Here is a 15,520-nt window from a genome sequence, read left to right as displayed (position 1 = left end):
CGCTCGTACCACCAGCACCGTCCGCACCGTCCGCCCCGCCCGCCCCTGCGGCCCTGGCCGTCTACGCCGATCTGCGCGCGGAGAGCCAGGAGCTCGACCGCCTCGTGGCGGACCTGCCGCCGGGCGACTGGGCCCGCCCGACCCCGGCCCCCGGCTGGCAGGTCGCGCACCAGATCGCCCACCTGGCCTGGACCGACCGGGCCGCGCGGCTCGCGCTCACCGACGCCGACGCCTTCGGCGCGATGGTGGCCGAGGCCCTCCGCTCGCCCGAGACCTTCGTGGACGACGGGGCCGCCGAGGGCGCCGCCCTCCCGCCCGCCGAGCTGCTCGCCCGCTGGCGCGCCGGCCGCGCGGCCCTGGACGCGGCGCTGGCCGCGGCCTCGCCGGACGTCCGGTACCCCTGGTACGGGCCGCCGATGAAGGCCGCGTCGATGGCCGGCGCCCGACTGATGGAGACCTGGGCGCACGGCCAGGACGTCGCCGACGCCCTCGGGGTGCGCCGTACGCCCACCGACCGGCTGCGCCACGTCGCCCGGATCGGCGTACGGACCCGCGACTACGCCTTCTCGGTGCGCGGACTGCCCGCGCCCGCCGAGGAGTTCCGGGTGGAGCTCACCGCGCCCGGCTCGGCCGAAGTCTGGGCGTACGGGCCGCCGGACGCGGCCCAGCGCGTCACCGGCCCCGCCCTCGACTTCTGCCTCCTGGTCACTCGGCGGGCCCACCGCGCCGACCTCGCCGTCGAGGCCACCGGCGCGGACGCCGACCGCTGGCTCGACCTCGCCCAGGCCTTCGCGGGTCCGCCCGGCACCGGCCGGGAGCCGGGAGCGGCCCGATGACGGGCGGAGCGCGCGGGGTGCTGCGGATCGGCAACGCCTCGGGTTTCTACGGCGACCGCTTCTGCGCCGTGCGCGAGATGCTGGAGGACGGCCCGCTGGACGTCCTGACCGGCGACTACCTCGCCGAGCTGACGATGCTCATCCTCGGCCGCGACCGGCTGAAGAACCCCGAACTCGGGTACGCCCGCACCTTCCTGCGCCAGCTGGAGGACACCCTCGGCCTCGCCCACGAGCGGGGCGTGCGCCTGGTGACCAACGCGGGCGGGCTCAACCCGGCCGGACTGGCCGACGCCGTCCGCGCGCTGGCCGCGAAGCTGCAGCTGCCCGTGACCGTCGCCCACGTCGAGGGCGACGACCTGATGCCGTACGGCGCGGGCGCCCTCACCGCCAACGCCTACCTCGGGGGCGCCGGCATCACGGCGGCCCTGCGCGCCGGCGCGGACGTCGTCGTCACCGGCCGCGTCACCGACGCGGCGCTGGTGTCGGGGCCCGCGGCCTGGTGGTTCGACTGGTCGCCGGACGACCACGACCGGCTGGCGGGCGCCGTGGTCGCCGGGCACGTGCTGGAGTGCGGCACCCAGGCCACGGGCGGCAACTACGCCTTCTTCACACGGCACGACGTGCGCCGCCCCGGCTTCCCGCTCGCCGAGATCGAGGCCGACGGCAGCGCGGTGATCACCAAGCACCCGGGCACCGGGGGAGCGGTGACCGTCGGCACCGTCACCGCCCAACTGCTGTACGAGACCCAGGGCCCGCGCTACCTCGGCCCCGACGTCACCGCCCGGCTCGACACGGTCCGGCTCCGGCCGGACGGACCGGACCGGGTCCGGATCGAGGGCGTACGCGGCGAGGCCCCGCCCGGCACCCTCAAGGTGGGCATCACCCGGATCGGCGGCCACCGCAACGAGGTCACGTTCGTCCTGACCGGCCTGGACATCGAGGCGAAGGCGGCCCTGGTGCGCGCCCAGCTCGCCCCGGCCCTGGAAGGCCTGGCCACGGCCGAATGGACCCTGGCCCGCACCGACCGTCCGGACGCCCGGACCGAGGAGACGGCCAGCGCCCTGCTCCGCCTGGTCGTCCGCGACCCCGACCCCGACCGCGTGGGCCGCGCCCTGACCTCCTCCGCCGTCGAACTGGCCCTGGCCAGCTACCCGGGCTTCCACGTCACCGCCCCGCCGGCCCCGCCCCAGCCATACGGCGTCTTCGACACCGCCCACGTCCCGGTGGGGACCGTGCCCCACACCGTGGTCCTGGCGGACGGGACCAGGCTGGCCATCGCCACCCGGGGGGCGGGGGACGCGGTCGCCGGAAGGTCCGGGGACGGGCTTCCCGGGGACGGGCTTCCCGGGGGGCCGGCGGCCCGGCCGGGCCCCCAGCCCCAGCCCCAGCCCCAGCCCCTCCCGCACCCGCACCCGCCCCGCCTCCCGCACCCGCCCGACCCGCCCGCCCCACCGGCGCGGCGGCACGGGGGCGGAGCCCCGGAGACCACCCGCGCCCCGCTGGGCCTGGTGGCCGGAGCCCGCAGCGGCGACAAGGGCGGCGACGCCAACCTCGGCGTCTGGGTCGAGACGGACGAGGCCTACGCCTGGCTGGAGGCCACGCTCACGCCCGCCGCGCTCAAGGAACTGCTCCCCGAGGCCCGCCTCCTGCCCGTCGAGCGCCACGCCCTGCCCGGCCTGCGCGCCCTGAACTTCCTCCTGCCCGGCCTGCTCGGCGCCGGCGCGGCCTCGGCGCCCCGCTTCGACCCGCAGGCCAAGGCCCTGGCCGAGTGGCTGCGGGCCCGCCACCTCGACATCCCCACCCACCTGCTCCCGCACCCGGAGGTCGGCCCGTGACCCGCCTCGCCACCACGCTGGACCCCCGCGGCCCCGAACACCTCGCCCACCGCGAGGCCGCCCTGGAACGGCTCGCCGCCCTGGCGGACGAGCACGCCAAGGCGCTGGCCGGCGGCGGCCCCAAGTACACCGAGCGGCACCGCGCCCGCGGCAAGCTGCTGGCCCGGGAGCGGGTCGAGCTGCTGCTGGACCCCGACACGCCGTTCCTGGAGCTGTCCCCGCTGGCCGCCTGGGGCAGCGACTACCCGGTCGGGGCCTCGATGGTCACCGGCATCGGCACCGTCGAGGGCGTCGAGTGCGTGGTCGTGGCCAACGACCCGACCGTCCGCGGCGGCGCCAGCAACCCGTGGACGCTGAAGAAGGCGCTGCGCGCCAACGAGATCGCCCTCGCCAACCGGCTGCCGGTGATCAGCCTGGTCGAGTCCGGCGGTGCCGACCTGCCCTCCCAGAAGGAGATCTTCATCCCGGGCGGGGCGATCTTCCGCGACCTGACCCGGCTCTCGGCCGCCGGGATCCCGACCGTCGCCGTGGTCTTCGGCAACTCCACCGCCGGAGGCGCGTACATCCCCGGCATGTCCGACCACACCGTCATGATCAAGGACCGGTCGAAGGTGTTCCTCGGCGGCCCGCCGCTGGTCAAGATGGCCACCGGCGAGGAGAGCGACGACGAGTCGCTCGGCGGCGCCGACATGCACGCCCGCACCTCGGGCCTCGCCGACCACTACGCCGTGGACGAGCAGGACGCGATCCGCCAGGCCCGCCGGATCGTCGCGCGGCTGAACCACCGCAAGCCGTACCCCGATCCGGGCCCCGCCCCCGAGCCCCTGTACGACCCGGAGGAACTGCTCGGCATCGTGCCCTCCGACCTGCGGACCCCGTTCGACCCCCGCGAGGTCGTCGCCCGGATCGTGGACGCCTCGGACTTCGACGAGTTCAAGCCGCTCTACGGCACCAGCCTGGTCACCGGCTGGGCCGCCCTGCACGGCTACCCCGTCGGCATCCTGGCCAACGCGCAGGGCGTGCTGTTCAGCGAGGAGTCCCAGAAGGCGGCCCAGTTCATCCAGCTGGCCAACCAGCGCGACATCCCGCTCCTGTTCCTGCACAACACCACCGGCTACATGGTCGGCAAGGAGTACGAGCAGGGCGGCATCGTCAAGCACGGCTCGATGATGATCAACGCGGTCTCCAACTCCCGTGTCCCGCACCTGTCCGTACTCATCGGCGCCTCCTACGGCGCCGGCCACTACGGCATGTGCGGCCGGGCCTACGAGCCCCGCTTCCTGTTCGCCTGGCCCAGCGCCAAGTCGGCCGTCATGGGCCCCCAGCAGCTCGCCGGGGTGCTGTCGATCGTCGCCCGGCAGTCGGCCGCCGCGAAGGGGCAGCCGTACGACGAGGAGCAGGACGCCGGCATGCGCGCCTTCGTCGAGGCGCAGATCGAGTCGGAGTCGCTGCCGATGTTCCTGTCCGGGCGGATCTACGACGACGGGGTCATCGACCCGCGCGACACCCGCACCGTCCTCGGCCTGTGCCTGTCGGCCGTCCACAACGCCCCCGTCGAGGGCGCCCGCGGCGGCTTCGGCGTCTTCCGGATGTGAGGCCCATGACCGCGAACCCGAACCCGAACCCGGCCACCCCCTTGTCCCGGCTGCTCGTCGCCAACCGCGGGGAGATCGCCGTCCGCGTCCTGCGCACCGCCCGTGCCCTGGGCCTGGACACCGTCGCCGTGCACTCCGACCCGGACGCCACCGCCCTGCACGTACGCGAGGCCGACGCGGCGGTCCGGCTGCCCGGCGCGGCCCCCGCCGACACCTATCTGCGCGGCGACCTGGTGATCGCGGCGGCCCTCGCCGCCGGCGCCGACGCCGTGCACCCGGGCTACGGCTTCCTCTCCGAGAACGCCGCCTTCGCCCGGGCCGTCCAGGACGCCGGGCTGGTCTGGGTCGGCCCGCCGCCCGAGGCGATCGAGGCCATGGCCTCCAAGACCCGTGCCAAGAAGCTGATGCGGGCCGCCGGGGTGCCCCTGCTCGATCCCGTGGACCCGCTGGCCGCAACCGCGTCCGACCTCCCGCTGCTGCTCAAGGCCGCCGCGGGCGGCGGGGGCCGCGGGATGCGCGTCGTACGGGAGCTGGAGGCGCTGGAGGACGAGTTGGCGGCGGCGGCCGCCGAGGCCCGCTCCGCCTTCGGCGACGGCGAGGTCTTCGCCGAGCCCTACGTCGAACGCGGCCGGCACGTGGAGGTGCAGGTCCTCGCCGACGCCCACGGCACCGTCTGGGCCCTGGGCACCCGCGACTGCTCCCTCCAGCGGCGCCACCAGAAGGTCGTCGAGGAAGCCCCGGCCCCCGGCCTGTCCGAGGCCCTGCGCGCCACCCTGCACGAGGCCGCCGTCGCGGCCGCCCGCGCGGTGTCGTACCGGGGGGCGGGCACCGTCGAGTTCCTCGTCACCGCCGACGGGCGCCCGTACTTCCTGGAGATGAACACCCGCCTGCAGGTGGAACACCCCGTCACCGAGGCCGTCTTCGGCGTGGACCTCGTGGCCCTGCAACTGCGGATCGCCGAGGGCGAGCCGCTGCCGGCGCGGCCGCCGCAGCCCTTCGGGCACGCCGTCGAGGCCCGTCTGTACGCCGAGGACCCGGCCCGGGACTGGCGCCCGCAGACCGGTGTCCTGCACACCCTGGACGTCCCGGGCGGGGTCCGCGTGGACACCGGGTTCGCCGCCGGGGACACCGTGGGCGTCCACTACGACCCGTTGCTCGCCAAGGTCGTCGCCCATGCCCCCACCCGGGCCGAGGCCGTCCGGGTCCTGGCCCGCGCGCTGTCCCGGGCGCGGGTGCACGGCCTGACCACCAACCGCGAGTTGCTCGTCCGCTCCCTGCGCCACCCGGAGTTCGTGGCCGCGCACCTGGACACCGGCTTCTACGACCGCCACCTCGACGCCCTCACCGCCGAGGCCCCGGACGCGGCGGGCGGCACCGCTCTCGCCGCCCTGGCCGCCGCCCTCGCCGGCACCGTCCCGGCGCCGGACGCCCCGCTCACCGCCCGGCTCGGCGGCTGGCGCAACGTCCCCTCCCAGCCGCAGACCCGCCACTACCGGACCGCCGACGGCAGCTCGTACGAGGTGGCGTACCGGCACACCCGGCAGGGGCCGCGCCCCGAGGGGCGGGACGACGTGCGCGTCCTGGGCGTCTCCGCCGACCGCGTGGTGCTCGAACAGGACGGCGTCCAGCGGGTGTTCCACGTGAAACAAAATTCGAACAGGACGGAGGTCTACGTCGACTCGCCGTTCGGCGCCCACACCCTGCTTCCACAGCCGCGGTTCGCCGACCCCCAGGACCGCACCGAACCCGGCTCCCTGCTCGCTCCCATGCCCGGCACCGTCGTCCGGGTCGCCGAGGGCCTCGCCCCCGGGGTCCCGGTCAGCGCCGGACAGCCGCTGCTCTGGCTGGAGGCCATGAAGATGGAGCACCGCATCCTCGCGCCCGCCTCCGGCACGCTCACCGCGCTCCACGCCGCACCCGGCCACCAGGTCGAGGTCGGTGCCCTGCTCGCCGTCGTCCAGGAGGAACCGCACGCATGAGCACCACACCCGGCATCGAATCCGAAGAGCACGCCGCCCTGCGCGCCGCCGTCGCCGCCCTCGGCCGGCGCTACGGCCGTGAGTACCTGGCCCGGACCGCCCGCGAGGGCCGCCATCCGGACGAGCTGTGGGCCGACGCCGCCAAGCTCGGCTACCTCGGCGTCAACCTGCCCGAGGAGTACGGCGGCGGGGGCGGCGGCATCGCCGAACTCGCCATCGTGCTCGAAGAGCTGGGCGCCGCCGGCTCCCCGCTGCTGATGCTGGTCGTCTCGCCCGCGATCTGCGGCACGGTCATCGCCCGGTTCGGGACCGAGGAGCAAAAGCGCGCCTGGCTGCCGGGTCTGGCCGACGGCAGCCGCACCATGGCCTTCGGCATCACCGAGCCGGACGCGGGCTCGAACTCCCACCGGATCACCACCACCGCCCGCCGCGACGGCGACGACTGGCTGCTGAGCGGGCGCAAGGTGTTCGTCTCCGGGGTGGACATCGCCGATGCCACCCTGATCGTCGGCCGGACCGAGGACGCCCGCACGGGCGCGCTCAAGCCGTGCCTGTTCATCGTCCCGCGGGACGCTCCGGGATTCACCCGTTCGGTGATCGACATGGAGATCCAGGCTGCCGAGAAGCAGTTCGAGCTCGTCCTGGACGACGTACGGCTGCCCGCCGACGCGCTGGTCGGCGAAGAGGACGCGGGGCTGCTGCAGCTGTTCGCCGGGCTGAACCCGGAGCGGATCATGACCGCCGCCTTCGCCATCGGCATGGGCCGCTACGCCCTGGGCCGGGCCGTGGACTACGCCCGTACCCGGCAGGTGTGGAAGGAGCCCATCGGCGCCCACCAGGCCGTGGCCCACCCGCTGGCGCAGGCGCACATCGAGCTCGAACTGGCCCGCCTGATGATGGCGAAGGCCGCCCACCTCTACGACAGCGGGGACGACATGGGCGCGGGCGAGGCCGCGAACATGGCCAAGTACGCTGCCGGCGAGGCCTGTGCGAGGGCGGTGGACCAGGCCGTCCACACGCTGGGCGGCAACGGCCTCACCCGTGAGTACGGACTGGGCGCCCTGGTGACCGCCGCCCGGGTCGCCCGGATCGCCCCCGTCAGCCGCGAGATGATCCTCAACTTCGTCTCGCACCAGACCCTGGGCCTGCCCAAGTCGTACTAGGCGTACGGCCCGGCACCGCACCCGCCCGCCGGGGCGGTGGCAGCCGCCACCGTCCCGGCCGGCCCGGACCGCAAGGGAGGAGCGGCCGTGGAATCGGTCGTCAACGCCGCGCACGCGCACGGCATCACCACGCTCACGCTCGACTCACCGGCCAACCGCAACGCGCTCTCCGCGACCCTCGTCGGCGAGCTGCGCGCCGCCCTGGCCGCGGCGGGGGCGGACCCGCAGGCCCGGGCGGTCGTGCTCACCCACACCGGGGGCACCTTCTGCGCGGGCGCCGACCTCGCCTCGCCCTGCGACCCGGCCGACTTCCTGGCGCTGCTGCGCGAGATCACCGACCTGCCGAAGCCGGTGGTCGCCCGGGTCACCGGCCATGTCCGGGCCGGCGGCCTCGGCCTGCTCGGCGTCTGCGACCTCGCCGCCGCGGGGCCCGGTTCGACGTACGCCTTCACGGAGACGCACCTGGGCCTGGTCCCGGCCGTGATCTCCGCGCCGCTGCTGCCCCGCCTCGACCCCCGCGCGGCGGCCCGCTACTTCCTGACCGCCGAGCCGTTCGACGCGGCCGAGGCGGTCCGGATCGGCCTGCTCACCCTGCACGCGCAGGACGTCGACGCGGCCCTGGCCCCGGTCCTCGCCGGGCTGGGCAAAGCCGGCCCGGAGGCCCTGGCCGAGACCAAGCGCCTGGTCACCGCGCCGGTGCGGGAAGCCCTCGCCCGCGACGGCGCGGCCCTGGCCGAGCTGTCCGCGCGGGTCTTCGGCTCCGCCGAGGCCCGGGAGGGCCTCACCGCCCGCTTCGAGCGCCGGGACCCGTCATGGGCACGGTGACCGACGCGCGGCAGGGCAGTGGCGGCCCGCAGGTGGCGGGGGCGAAGCAGGGATCCTCGCCCAAGCAGGGGTCCTCGCCCAAGCAGGCCCGGAGCCGGGTGACGCGCCGGCACCTGCTGGAGGCGGCGGTCTCGTGCCTGGCCGAGCAGGGCTGGGCCGGTTCCACCGTCGCCGTCGTCGCCGAGCGCGCCGGGGTCTCCCGGGGCGCGGCCCAGTACCACTTCCCGACCCGCGAGGACCTGTTCACCGCCGCCGTCGAGCACGTCGCCGAGGAGCGCTCGGCCGCCCTGCGCGAGCTCTTCGCGGCCGGTCCCGCCGCCCGCCCCGCCGTGGTCGAGGCGCTCGTGGACCTCTACACCGGGGCGCTGTTCCGGGCCGCCCTGCAGCTGTGGGTGGCCGCCTCCAACGAGGAGCAGCTGCGTCCCCGCGTCGTCGAGCTGGAGGCCAAGGTGGGCCGGGAGACCCACCGCATCGCCGTCGAGCTGCTCGGCGCCGACGAGTCGGTGCCCGGGGTCCGCGAGACCGTCCAGGGCCTGCTCGACATGGCCCGAGGGCTCGGCCTGGCCAACGTCCTCACCGACGACGCCGGCCGCCGCGCCCGGGTGGTCGCCCAGTGGTCGCGCATCGTCGAGACGGCCCTCGGGCGGCCCTGAGCCCACCCGACGCAGGGAGCCCGCCCCGCGCCGGGAGGTCCGGTGCGGGACGGGCCCTGGGGTGCGGCCGGCTCAGCCGGCGATGTCGGCGTAGCCCTCGATGTCGCGCGGGTCGCGCTTGCCCGGGCCGACGTAGCGGGCCGAGGGACGCACCAGGCGGCCGGTGCGCTTCTGCTCCAGGATGTGCGCCGACCAGCCCGCGGTGCGGGCGCAGGTGAACATCGAGGTGAACATGTGCGCCGGGACCTCGGCGAAGTCCAGCATGATCGCCGCCCAGAACTCCACGTTGGTGGCGAGCACCCGGTCGGGCCGGCGGGCGTGCAGCTCGGCCAGCGCCGCCTTCTCCAGCGCCGCCGCGACCTCGTAGCGCGGCGCGTTCAGCTCCTTGGCCGTACGGCGCAGCACCCGGGCGCGCGGGTCCTCGGCGCGGTAGACGCGGTGCCCGAAGCCCATCAGGCGCTCGCCGCGGTCCAGGGCCTTCTTCACCCACGCCTCGGCGTCGCCGGTGCGCTCGATCTCCTCGATCATGCCCAGCACACGCGAGGGCGCGCCGCCGTGCAGCGGGCCCGACATGGCGCCGACCGCACCCGACAGGGCGGCCGCGACGTCGGCGCCGGTCGAGGCGATGACCCGGGCGGTGAAGGTGCTGGCGTTCATGCCGTGCTCGGCCGCGGAGGTCCAGTAGGCGTCGACCGCCTTGACGTGCGCCGGGTCCGGCTCCCCGCGCCAGCGGATCATGAACCGCTCCACGACGGACTCGGCCTTGTCGATCTCGCGCTGCGGCACCATCGGCAGTCCCTGGCCGCGGGCCGACTGGGCGACGTAGGACAGTGCCATGACCGCGGCCCGCGCCAGGTTGTCGCGGGCGGTGGCCTCGTCGATGTCCAGCAGCGGTTTCAGGCCCCACACCGGGGCGAGCATCGCGAGGGCGGACTGCACGTCCACACGGATGTCCCCGGAGTGCACGGGGATCGGGAAGGGCTCGGCGGCCGGCAGGCCGGGGTTGAAGGCACCGTCGACCAGCAGGCCCCACACGTTCCCGAAGGAGACGTGACCGACCAGGTCTTCGATGTCGACGCCCCGGTAGCGGAGGGCTCCGCCTTCCTTGTCGGGCTCGGCGATCTCCGTCTCGAACGCGACGACCCCTTCGAGTCCGGGTACGAAGTCGGACATCAGGCGGCTCCTCAGGTAGTGCGAACACGCGCGGCTCCCGGCGTGATTCGCGGTCCGGCGCGGTCATCCCCGTTGATGCCCGGCAGGGCCGCCCGTCACCCGTGCGGGGACCAGCGGACCGGCCCCAAGATTTTGTCGGTTCCGCTTGATGTGCGGAAGCGTGACATACGGCACACCCCATCGGTCGGCCCTACGGCAGGATGGCCGGGTGACCGCCCACGACCTTGACCCCGCCGTCATGCGCAAGCAGTACCGCTCCGAGATCCTCGGCGAGGACGGGCTCGCCGCGGACCCCATGGAGCAGTTCGCCCTGTGGTTCCGGCAGGCAGCCAACGCGCACGTCTTCGAGCCCAACGCCATGGTCGTCTCGACCGCGACCGCGGACGGCCGGCCCAGCTCCCGCACCGTGCTGCTGAAGCAGTTCGACCACCGCGGGTTCGTCTTCTTCACCAACTACGGTTCCCGCAAGGCGCGGGAGATCGCCGAGAACCCGCACGTCGCCCTGCTCTTCCCCTGGCACTCCATCGCCCGCCAGGTCGTGGTGAGGGGCACCGCCGCCCGCACCGGCCGCGACGAGACCGCCGCGTACTTCCGTTCCCGGCCGCACGGCTCCCAGCTGGGGGCGTGGGCCAGCGAGCAGTCGCGGGTCATCGCCTCGCGCGCGGAGCTGGACCGGCGCTACGCCGAGCTCGCGGAGCGCTACCCGGAGGGGGAGCAGGTGCCGGTGCCGCCGGAGTGGGGCGGACTGCGCGTCGTCCCGCACGAGGTCGAGTTCTGGCAGGGCCACGAGAACCGGCTGCACGACCGGCTGCGCTACGTCCGCGACGACGACGCGTGGCGCGTCGAGCGCCTGTGCCCCTAGACGGCGAGCGCCTGTGCCCGTAGACGGCGAGCGCCTGTCCCGGAGACGCAGACGACCCGCGGGCTCGGGTCCTCTCCTGCAGGAAAGAGGAGCCGGCCGGACGTACCGGCGAGCCCGCGGGTCGGGTGACTGCTTGGGATTGGCCAGCGGTTTCCGCCGGCACAGCACTGGGTGCGTTGAGACGACGGGCCCTAGCCCGCAGCCACCTCACGCGTCCGGTTGCCATACATTTCCGGAACCACCTCCCTTCTCGTGTACGCCCCACACTAGGAGCCCGTTCCGGGGGCCTCAACCGATTTATTCTGGGGGAATCGGGGGAATGCGGTGTGGGCTGCGTCACGTTCCAGTTCAATGATCTGACGTGCCGCACACGCGAACACCTGCAGGGGGTGCCAGGTGAGTGCTTCCGGACGTAGTGAGACCACCGAGGAACTGCTGGCCGCGCTGCTGGACGGCATGGACGCGGCGCTGTGCGCGTTCGACGCCGACGGCGTGGTCACGCACTGGAACCGGGAGGCGGAGCGGATCCTGGGCTGGACGGCCGCGGAGGCGGTCGGGCGCCGCGGGTTCGCGGGCTGGGCGGCTCGGGAGGCCGACGCCCAGGAGGTCGAGGCCCAGCTGATGGCCGCCCAGGAGGGCCCCGGGCGGCAGGTGCACGAGTTCGCGCTGGTCACCAAGGACGGCGGGCGGGTGCTGGTACGGACCCAGTCGGCCGGGGTGCCCGGGGCCGACGGGAAGCCGGCCGGGGTGTACTGCGCCTTCAGCGAGGTGCACGCGCAGATCGACCTGGAGCGGTCGATCGCGCTGAGCGAGGCCCTGATGGACGACGCGTCCTGGGGCGTGGTGCTCGTCGACGTGGACCTGCGGCCGGCGGTGGTCAACACGCACGCGGCGCGGGCCTTCGGGATGGGGCGCACGGCCCTGCTGGGCCGGCCGCTGGGCGAGCTGCTGGCGCAGGGCGTGGAGGAGCTGGAGGGCGCGCTGCAGCACGTGCTGGCCGAGGGGGCGCCGCCGGCGCCGGTGGAGCTGTGGGTGTCGGTCCGCACGCCGGAGGGCGAACGCAGGCGCTGCTGGCGGTGCGGGTTCCTGCGGCTGGCCTCGCCGCTGGCGGAGGAGCCCGTCCCGCTCGGGGTGGGCTGGCTGTTCCAGGACGTCACCGAGGCCCGGCAGGTCCAGCTGGACGCCGCCCAGCTGCGGTTCCGTTCCCAGCAGCTGCACCGGTCCGGGCGGGCCGCCGCCGAGTGCGAGGACCCGGCCGAGGCCGCGGCCGTCCGGCTGGAGTTCGCGCTGGCCGGGTTCGCCGACCACGCCCTCGTCGACTCGGTCTGCGGCGAACGGCTGGTCAGGGTGGCCGACTGGCCCTCGGGCTCGGCCGGGCCCGTGTCCCTCCTGCCGGAGCCCGGCGCCATCCCGGTCCGCTACCCCGAGGGGCATCCCGCCCTCCAGGCCCTGGACCGCCTGGGCCCGGTCCGCAGCAGCGTCCCGCGCGGGGAGGACGCCCCCGCCTGGGCCGGTACCCGCCACTGGCCCGCGGGCACCGTCCACGCCCTGTGCACGGTCCTGCGCAGCCGCGGCCGCACCCTGGGCGTCCTCACCTTCGCCCGGGCGGCCTCCCGCCCCGTCTTCGACCGCGCGGACGCCGCCTACGCCGAGGAGGTGGCGGCCCGAGTGGCCGAGGACATGGACCTCGCCTCCTCCCTCTCCCCGCGCCCCCCGGGCCCCTGACGGGCGGGGCCGCGGCGGATCAGTGCCGGAAGAAGATGCGGTCGCGGTACTGGGACATCACGCGGCCGTTCCATTCGTGGCCGCCGTCGACGTTGCCCGAGCGCAGCAGCGGCGGTTCCAGGCCCCGGGCGGCCAGGTCGCCCGCGGCCGCGGCCATGACCGCCTGCATGATGGCGCTCGTGACCACGGTCGACGCCGGGGCGAACGGCGCGTCGATGCCGTCCGCGGTCAGTTCGGCGTCGCCGACCGCGATCTTGCTGTCGACGACGATGTCGCAGTGGTCCTTCAGGAACGTCCCCGACACGTGCCGCGACCGCGTGCCCTCGGCGTACGCCAGCGACGTCACCCCGATGACCTTCAGGCCCAGCGCCCGCGCGTTCATCGCCATCTCCACCGGCAGGGCGTTGCGCCCGGACAGCGAGATGACCACGAGGACGTCGCCCGCCCCGGCCGGGCTGCTGTCCAGCACCGCCCCGGCCAGTCCGTCCACCCGTTCCAGCGCGCTGCCGAGGGTGGCGGGCATGACGTCGACCCCGGCGGTGCCGGGCACGGCCAGGAAGTTCATCACGGCCAGCCCGCCGGCCCGGTACACCACGTCCTGCGCGGGCAGCGACGAGTGGCCGGCGCCGAAGGCGAACAGCCGGTTGCCGGCGGCGACGGCGTCCGCCACGGCCGCCCCGGCGGCGGCGATCGCCGCCTCCTCCTCCTCGCGGACCCGCTGCAGCAGCCCGATGGCGGCGTCGAAGAACTGACCGGCCAGCTTGCTCTCGCCCATGCGCCGAGGGTCCTTCCAGTGATCGGGTGCGTCGCGGTCCGCCGCTCACCGTGCGGTCTGTACCAAGGGCGTGTCAATACGGACGTCAATCCGTGGACCGACGGCCCGGACCGCTCAGGCTCGGGACGGTTGTCGGCCCGATGCGTCAGAATTGGGGCAGGGCCAGCGCACGAAAAATCCGAGGGGCACGAATGTCCGGACTGATCGACACCACGGAGATGTATCTCCGCACCATCCTTGAGCTGGAGGAGGAAGGTGTGGTCCCCATGCGCGCCCGGATCGCCGAGCGGCTCGACCAGAGCGGGCCGACGGTCAGCCAGACGGTCGCCCGCATGGAGCGCGACGGCCTGGTGGCCGTGGCCAGCGACCGGCACCTGGAGCTGACCGAGGAGGGCCGCCGCCTGGCCACCCGCGTCATGCGCAAGCACCGCCTGGCGGAATGCCTGCTCGTCGACGTGATCGGCCTGGAGTGGGAGCAGGTCCACGCCGAGGCGTGCCGGTGGGAGCACGTGATGAGCGAGGCGGTGGAGCGGCGGGTGCTGGAGCTGCTGCGCCACCCGACCGAGTCGCCGTACGGCAACCCGATCCCGGGCCTGGAGGAGCTCGGCGAGAAGGCCGAGGCCGACCCGTTCCTCGACGACAGCATGGTCAGCCTGTCGGAGCTGGACCCCGGCACGGAGGGCAAGACCGTGGTCGTGCGCCGGATCGGCGAGCCGATCCAGACGGACGCCCAGCTGATGTACACGCTGCGCCGGGCGGGCGTGCAGCCCGGGTCGGTGGTCAGCGTGACCGAGTCGCCCGGCGGGGTGCTCGTGGGCAGTGGCGGCGAGGCCGCCGAGCTGGAGCCCGAGATCGCCTCGCACGTTTTCGTGGCGAAGCGCTGAGCCGGCGCATTTGTGGGTAGTGATGGTCCCGGCGCCTTGCGGCGCCGGGACCGGTCCTCCCCAGTCGACCCGGAGCCCCGAGCTCTCAGGGTCTTCCCCTCGGACCGTCTTCCCCGAGCGGCCCGCCTCCCGATGAAGATCTCCCCTCGGCAGCGGCGGCCAATCCTTGAGCAAGGTCACTCGAAAGAGCGGTGTTGGCGGCGAGAAAGCCGTTTTCGAATGCGGGTTCGATAGTCTGGGCGGGAGCCAAGGGGGTGCATCTGCGGTGGTACAGCGCTTCGATGTGACAGGGGCCGACGGCGTGCGCCTGGCGGCCTGGGAGTTCCGTGAAGCGGACTCCGCGCCACCCCGCCAGGCCACGGGGCCGGGCCTGCGCAAGCCCGCCGCGGCCGGCCTCCCGGCCCGGGCGGAGCCGCCCGACGCGGCCGGTGACCCGCGCCCGGCCGTCCTCTTACTCCACGGTCTGATGGGCCGCGCCTTCCACTGGGCCGGCACCGCGAGCTGGCTCGCCGCCGGCCACCGCGTCGTCGCCCTCGACCAGCGCGGGCACGGCCAGAGCGAGCGGCCCGCAGCCGGCCCGTACACGCGTGAGGCCTTCGTCGCCGACGCCGAGGCCACCGTCGAGCAGCTGGGCCTGGCCCCCGTCACCCTCGTCGGCCACTCCATGGGCGCCCTGACCGCCTGGCAGCTGGCCGCCCGCCGCCCCGACCTCGTCCGGGCCCTGGTCATCTGCGACATGCGGGCCTCCGCGCTCGGCGCGGCCTCGCAGCGTCAGTGGGAGGAGTGGTTCAGCCGCTGGCCGCTGCCCTTCCCCACACGGGACGCCGCCCGCCGCTGGTTCGGCGAGGACGACCCCTGGGTGGAGCGCCCCAACCCCGGCCGCGGCGCCTTCTTCGCCGAGGTGATGCACCAGGCCGAGGACGGCTGGCGCCCGCTGTTCTCCCGCCGTCAGATGCTCGTCGCCCGCGAGACATGGGTGCACGACGCGCACTGGGAGGAGCTCGCCCAGGTCCGCTGCCCGACCCTGGTCGTCCGCGGCCTCGACGGCGAGCTGGGCCGCGCCGAGGCCCAGGAGATGGTCCGGGTCCTGCCCGCCGGCCAGTACGCCGAGGTCCCCGACGCCGGCCACTACCTCCACTACGACCAGCCGGCCGCCTGGCGCGCCGCCCTGGAACCCTTCCTGACGGCCGTGCCGACCGGCCCCTGACCTTCCGC

At 74.9% G+C, this 15,520-nt stretch carries 13 protein-coding genes; 11 read left to right on the top strand and 2 right to left on the bottom strand.

What is annotated here, in order from left to right; genetic code table 11:
- Positions 1-53 precede the first annotated feature (53 nt).
- From LG632_RS02905 to LG632_RS02875, 7 genes are all read left to right on the top strand, one after another.
- Complete coding sequence (locus LG632_RS02905; RefSeq protein ID WP_226724864.1) at positions 54-836, top strand: TIGR03084 family metal-binding protein; 783 nt, start codon at positions 54-56, stop codon at positions 834-836.
- Positions 833-2,671 carry an acyclic terpene utilization AtuA family protein gene (locus tag LG632_RS02900; RefSeq protein WP_226724805.1) on the top strand — a complete coding sequence of 613 codons (1,839 nt, stop codon included), beginning with the start codon at positions 833-835 and terminating at the stop codon, positions 2,669-2,671. Before LG632_RS02905 ends, LG632_RS02900 begins: the two co-directional genes overlap by 4 nt.
- Positions 2,668-4,266: an acyl-CoA carboxylase subunit beta gene (locus LG632_RS02895; RefSeq protein WP_226724803.1), complete on the top strand. Its 1,599-nt coding sequence runs from the start codon at positions 2,668-2,670 to the stop codon at positions 4,264-4,266. The genes LG632_RS02900 and LG632_RS02895 overlap by 4 nt, the downstream gene beginning before the upstream one ends.
- A gap of 5 nt (positions 4,267-4,271) precedes the next feature.
- On the top strand, positions 4,272-6,245 hold the full coding sequence (locus tag LG632_RS02890) for an acetyl/propionyl/methylcrotonyl-CoA carboxylase subunit alpha (RefSeq protein WP_226724801.1): 1,974 nt from the start codon (positions 4,272-4,274) through the stop codon (positions 6,243-6,245).
- Entirely contained in the window at positions 6,242-7,408 is a 1,167-nt protein-coding gene (locus LG632_RS02885) for an acyl-CoA dehydrogenase family protein (RefSeq protein WP_226724799.1), read from the top strand. Before LG632_RS02890 ends, LG632_RS02885 begins: the two co-directional genes overlap by 4 nt.
- An 87-nt stretch (positions 7,409-7,495) precedes the next feature.
- Complete coding sequence (locus LG632_RS02880) at positions 7,496-8,233, top strand: enoyl-CoA hydratase family protein (protein WP_226724797.1); 738 nt, start codon at positions 7,496-7,498, stop codon at positions 8,231-8,233.
- Positions 8,221-8,886: a TetR/AcrR family transcriptional regulator gene (locus LG632_RS02875; RefSeq protein ID WP_226724796.1), complete on the top strand. Its 666-nt coding sequence runs from the start codon at positions 8,221-8,223 to the stop codon at positions 8,884-8,886. The genes LG632_RS02880 and LG632_RS02875 overlap by 13 nt, the downstream gene beginning before the upstream one ends.
- A 72-nt stretch (positions 8,887-8,958) precedes the next feature.
- Here LG632_RS02875 and LG632_RS02870 read toward each other — a convergent pair whose 3' ends face one another.
- Complete coding sequence (locus tag LG632_RS02870) at positions 8,959-10,059, bottom strand: citrate synthase 2 (RefSeq protein WP_226724794.1); 1,101 nt, start codon at positions 10,057-10,059, stop codon at positions 8,959-8,961.
- A 238-nt stretch (positions 10,060-10,297) separates the two neighbouring features.
- Here LG632_RS02870 and pdxH point away from each other — a divergent pair, with 238 nt between their 5' ends.
- Positions 10,298-10,921, top strand: coding sequence for a pyridoxamine 5'-phosphate oxidase (pdxH, locus tag LG632_RS02865; RefSeq protein WP_226724862.1), 624 nt, complete (start codon positions 10,298-10,300; stop codon positions 10,919-10,921).
- A gap of 396 nt (positions 10,922-11,317) precedes the next feature.
- Positions 11,318-12,646: a PAS domain-containing protein gene (locus tag LG632_RS02860; protein WP_226724792.1), complete on the top strand. Its 1,329-nt coding sequence runs from the start codon at positions 11,318-11,320 to the stop codon at positions 12,644-12,646.
- 19 nt (positions 12,647-12,665) lie between these two features.
- Here the strand turns inward: LG632_RS02860 and LG632_RS02855 are convergent, their stop codons facing one another.
- Positions 12,666-13,421 (bottom strand): SIS domain-containing protein, encoded by a 756-nt coding sequence (locus LG632_RS02855; protein ID WP_226724790.1) that lies wholly within the window; start codon positions 13,419-13,421, stop codon positions 12,666-12,668.
- Positions 13,422-13,612: 191 nt separating this feature from the next.
- Between LG632_RS02855 and LG632_RS02850 the strand changes: the two genes are divergently transcribed.
- Complete coding sequence (locus LG632_RS02850; RefSeq protein WP_226724789.1) at positions 13,613-14,305, top strand: iron-dependent transcriptional repressor DtxR; 693 nt, start codon at positions 13,613-13,615, stop codon at positions 14,303-14,305.
- 265 nt (positions 14,306-14,570) lie between these two features.
- Positions 14,571-15,512 (top strand): alpha/beta fold hydrolase, encoded by a 942-nt coding sequence (locus LG632_RS02845; RefSeq protein ID WP_226724788.1) that lies wholly within the window; start codon positions 14,571-14,573, stop codon positions 15,510-15,512.
- Positions 15,513-15,520 lie beyond the last annotated feature (8 nt).

The sequence above is a fragment of the Streptomyces antimicrobicus genome (assembly GCF_020532625.1).
Taxonomy (GTDB): domain Bacteria; phylum Actinomycetota; class Actinomycetes; order Streptomycetales; family Streptomycetaceae; genus Streptomyces; species Streptomyces antimicrobicus.
This window is presented reverse-complemented; position numbering and strand designations above follow the sequence as displayed.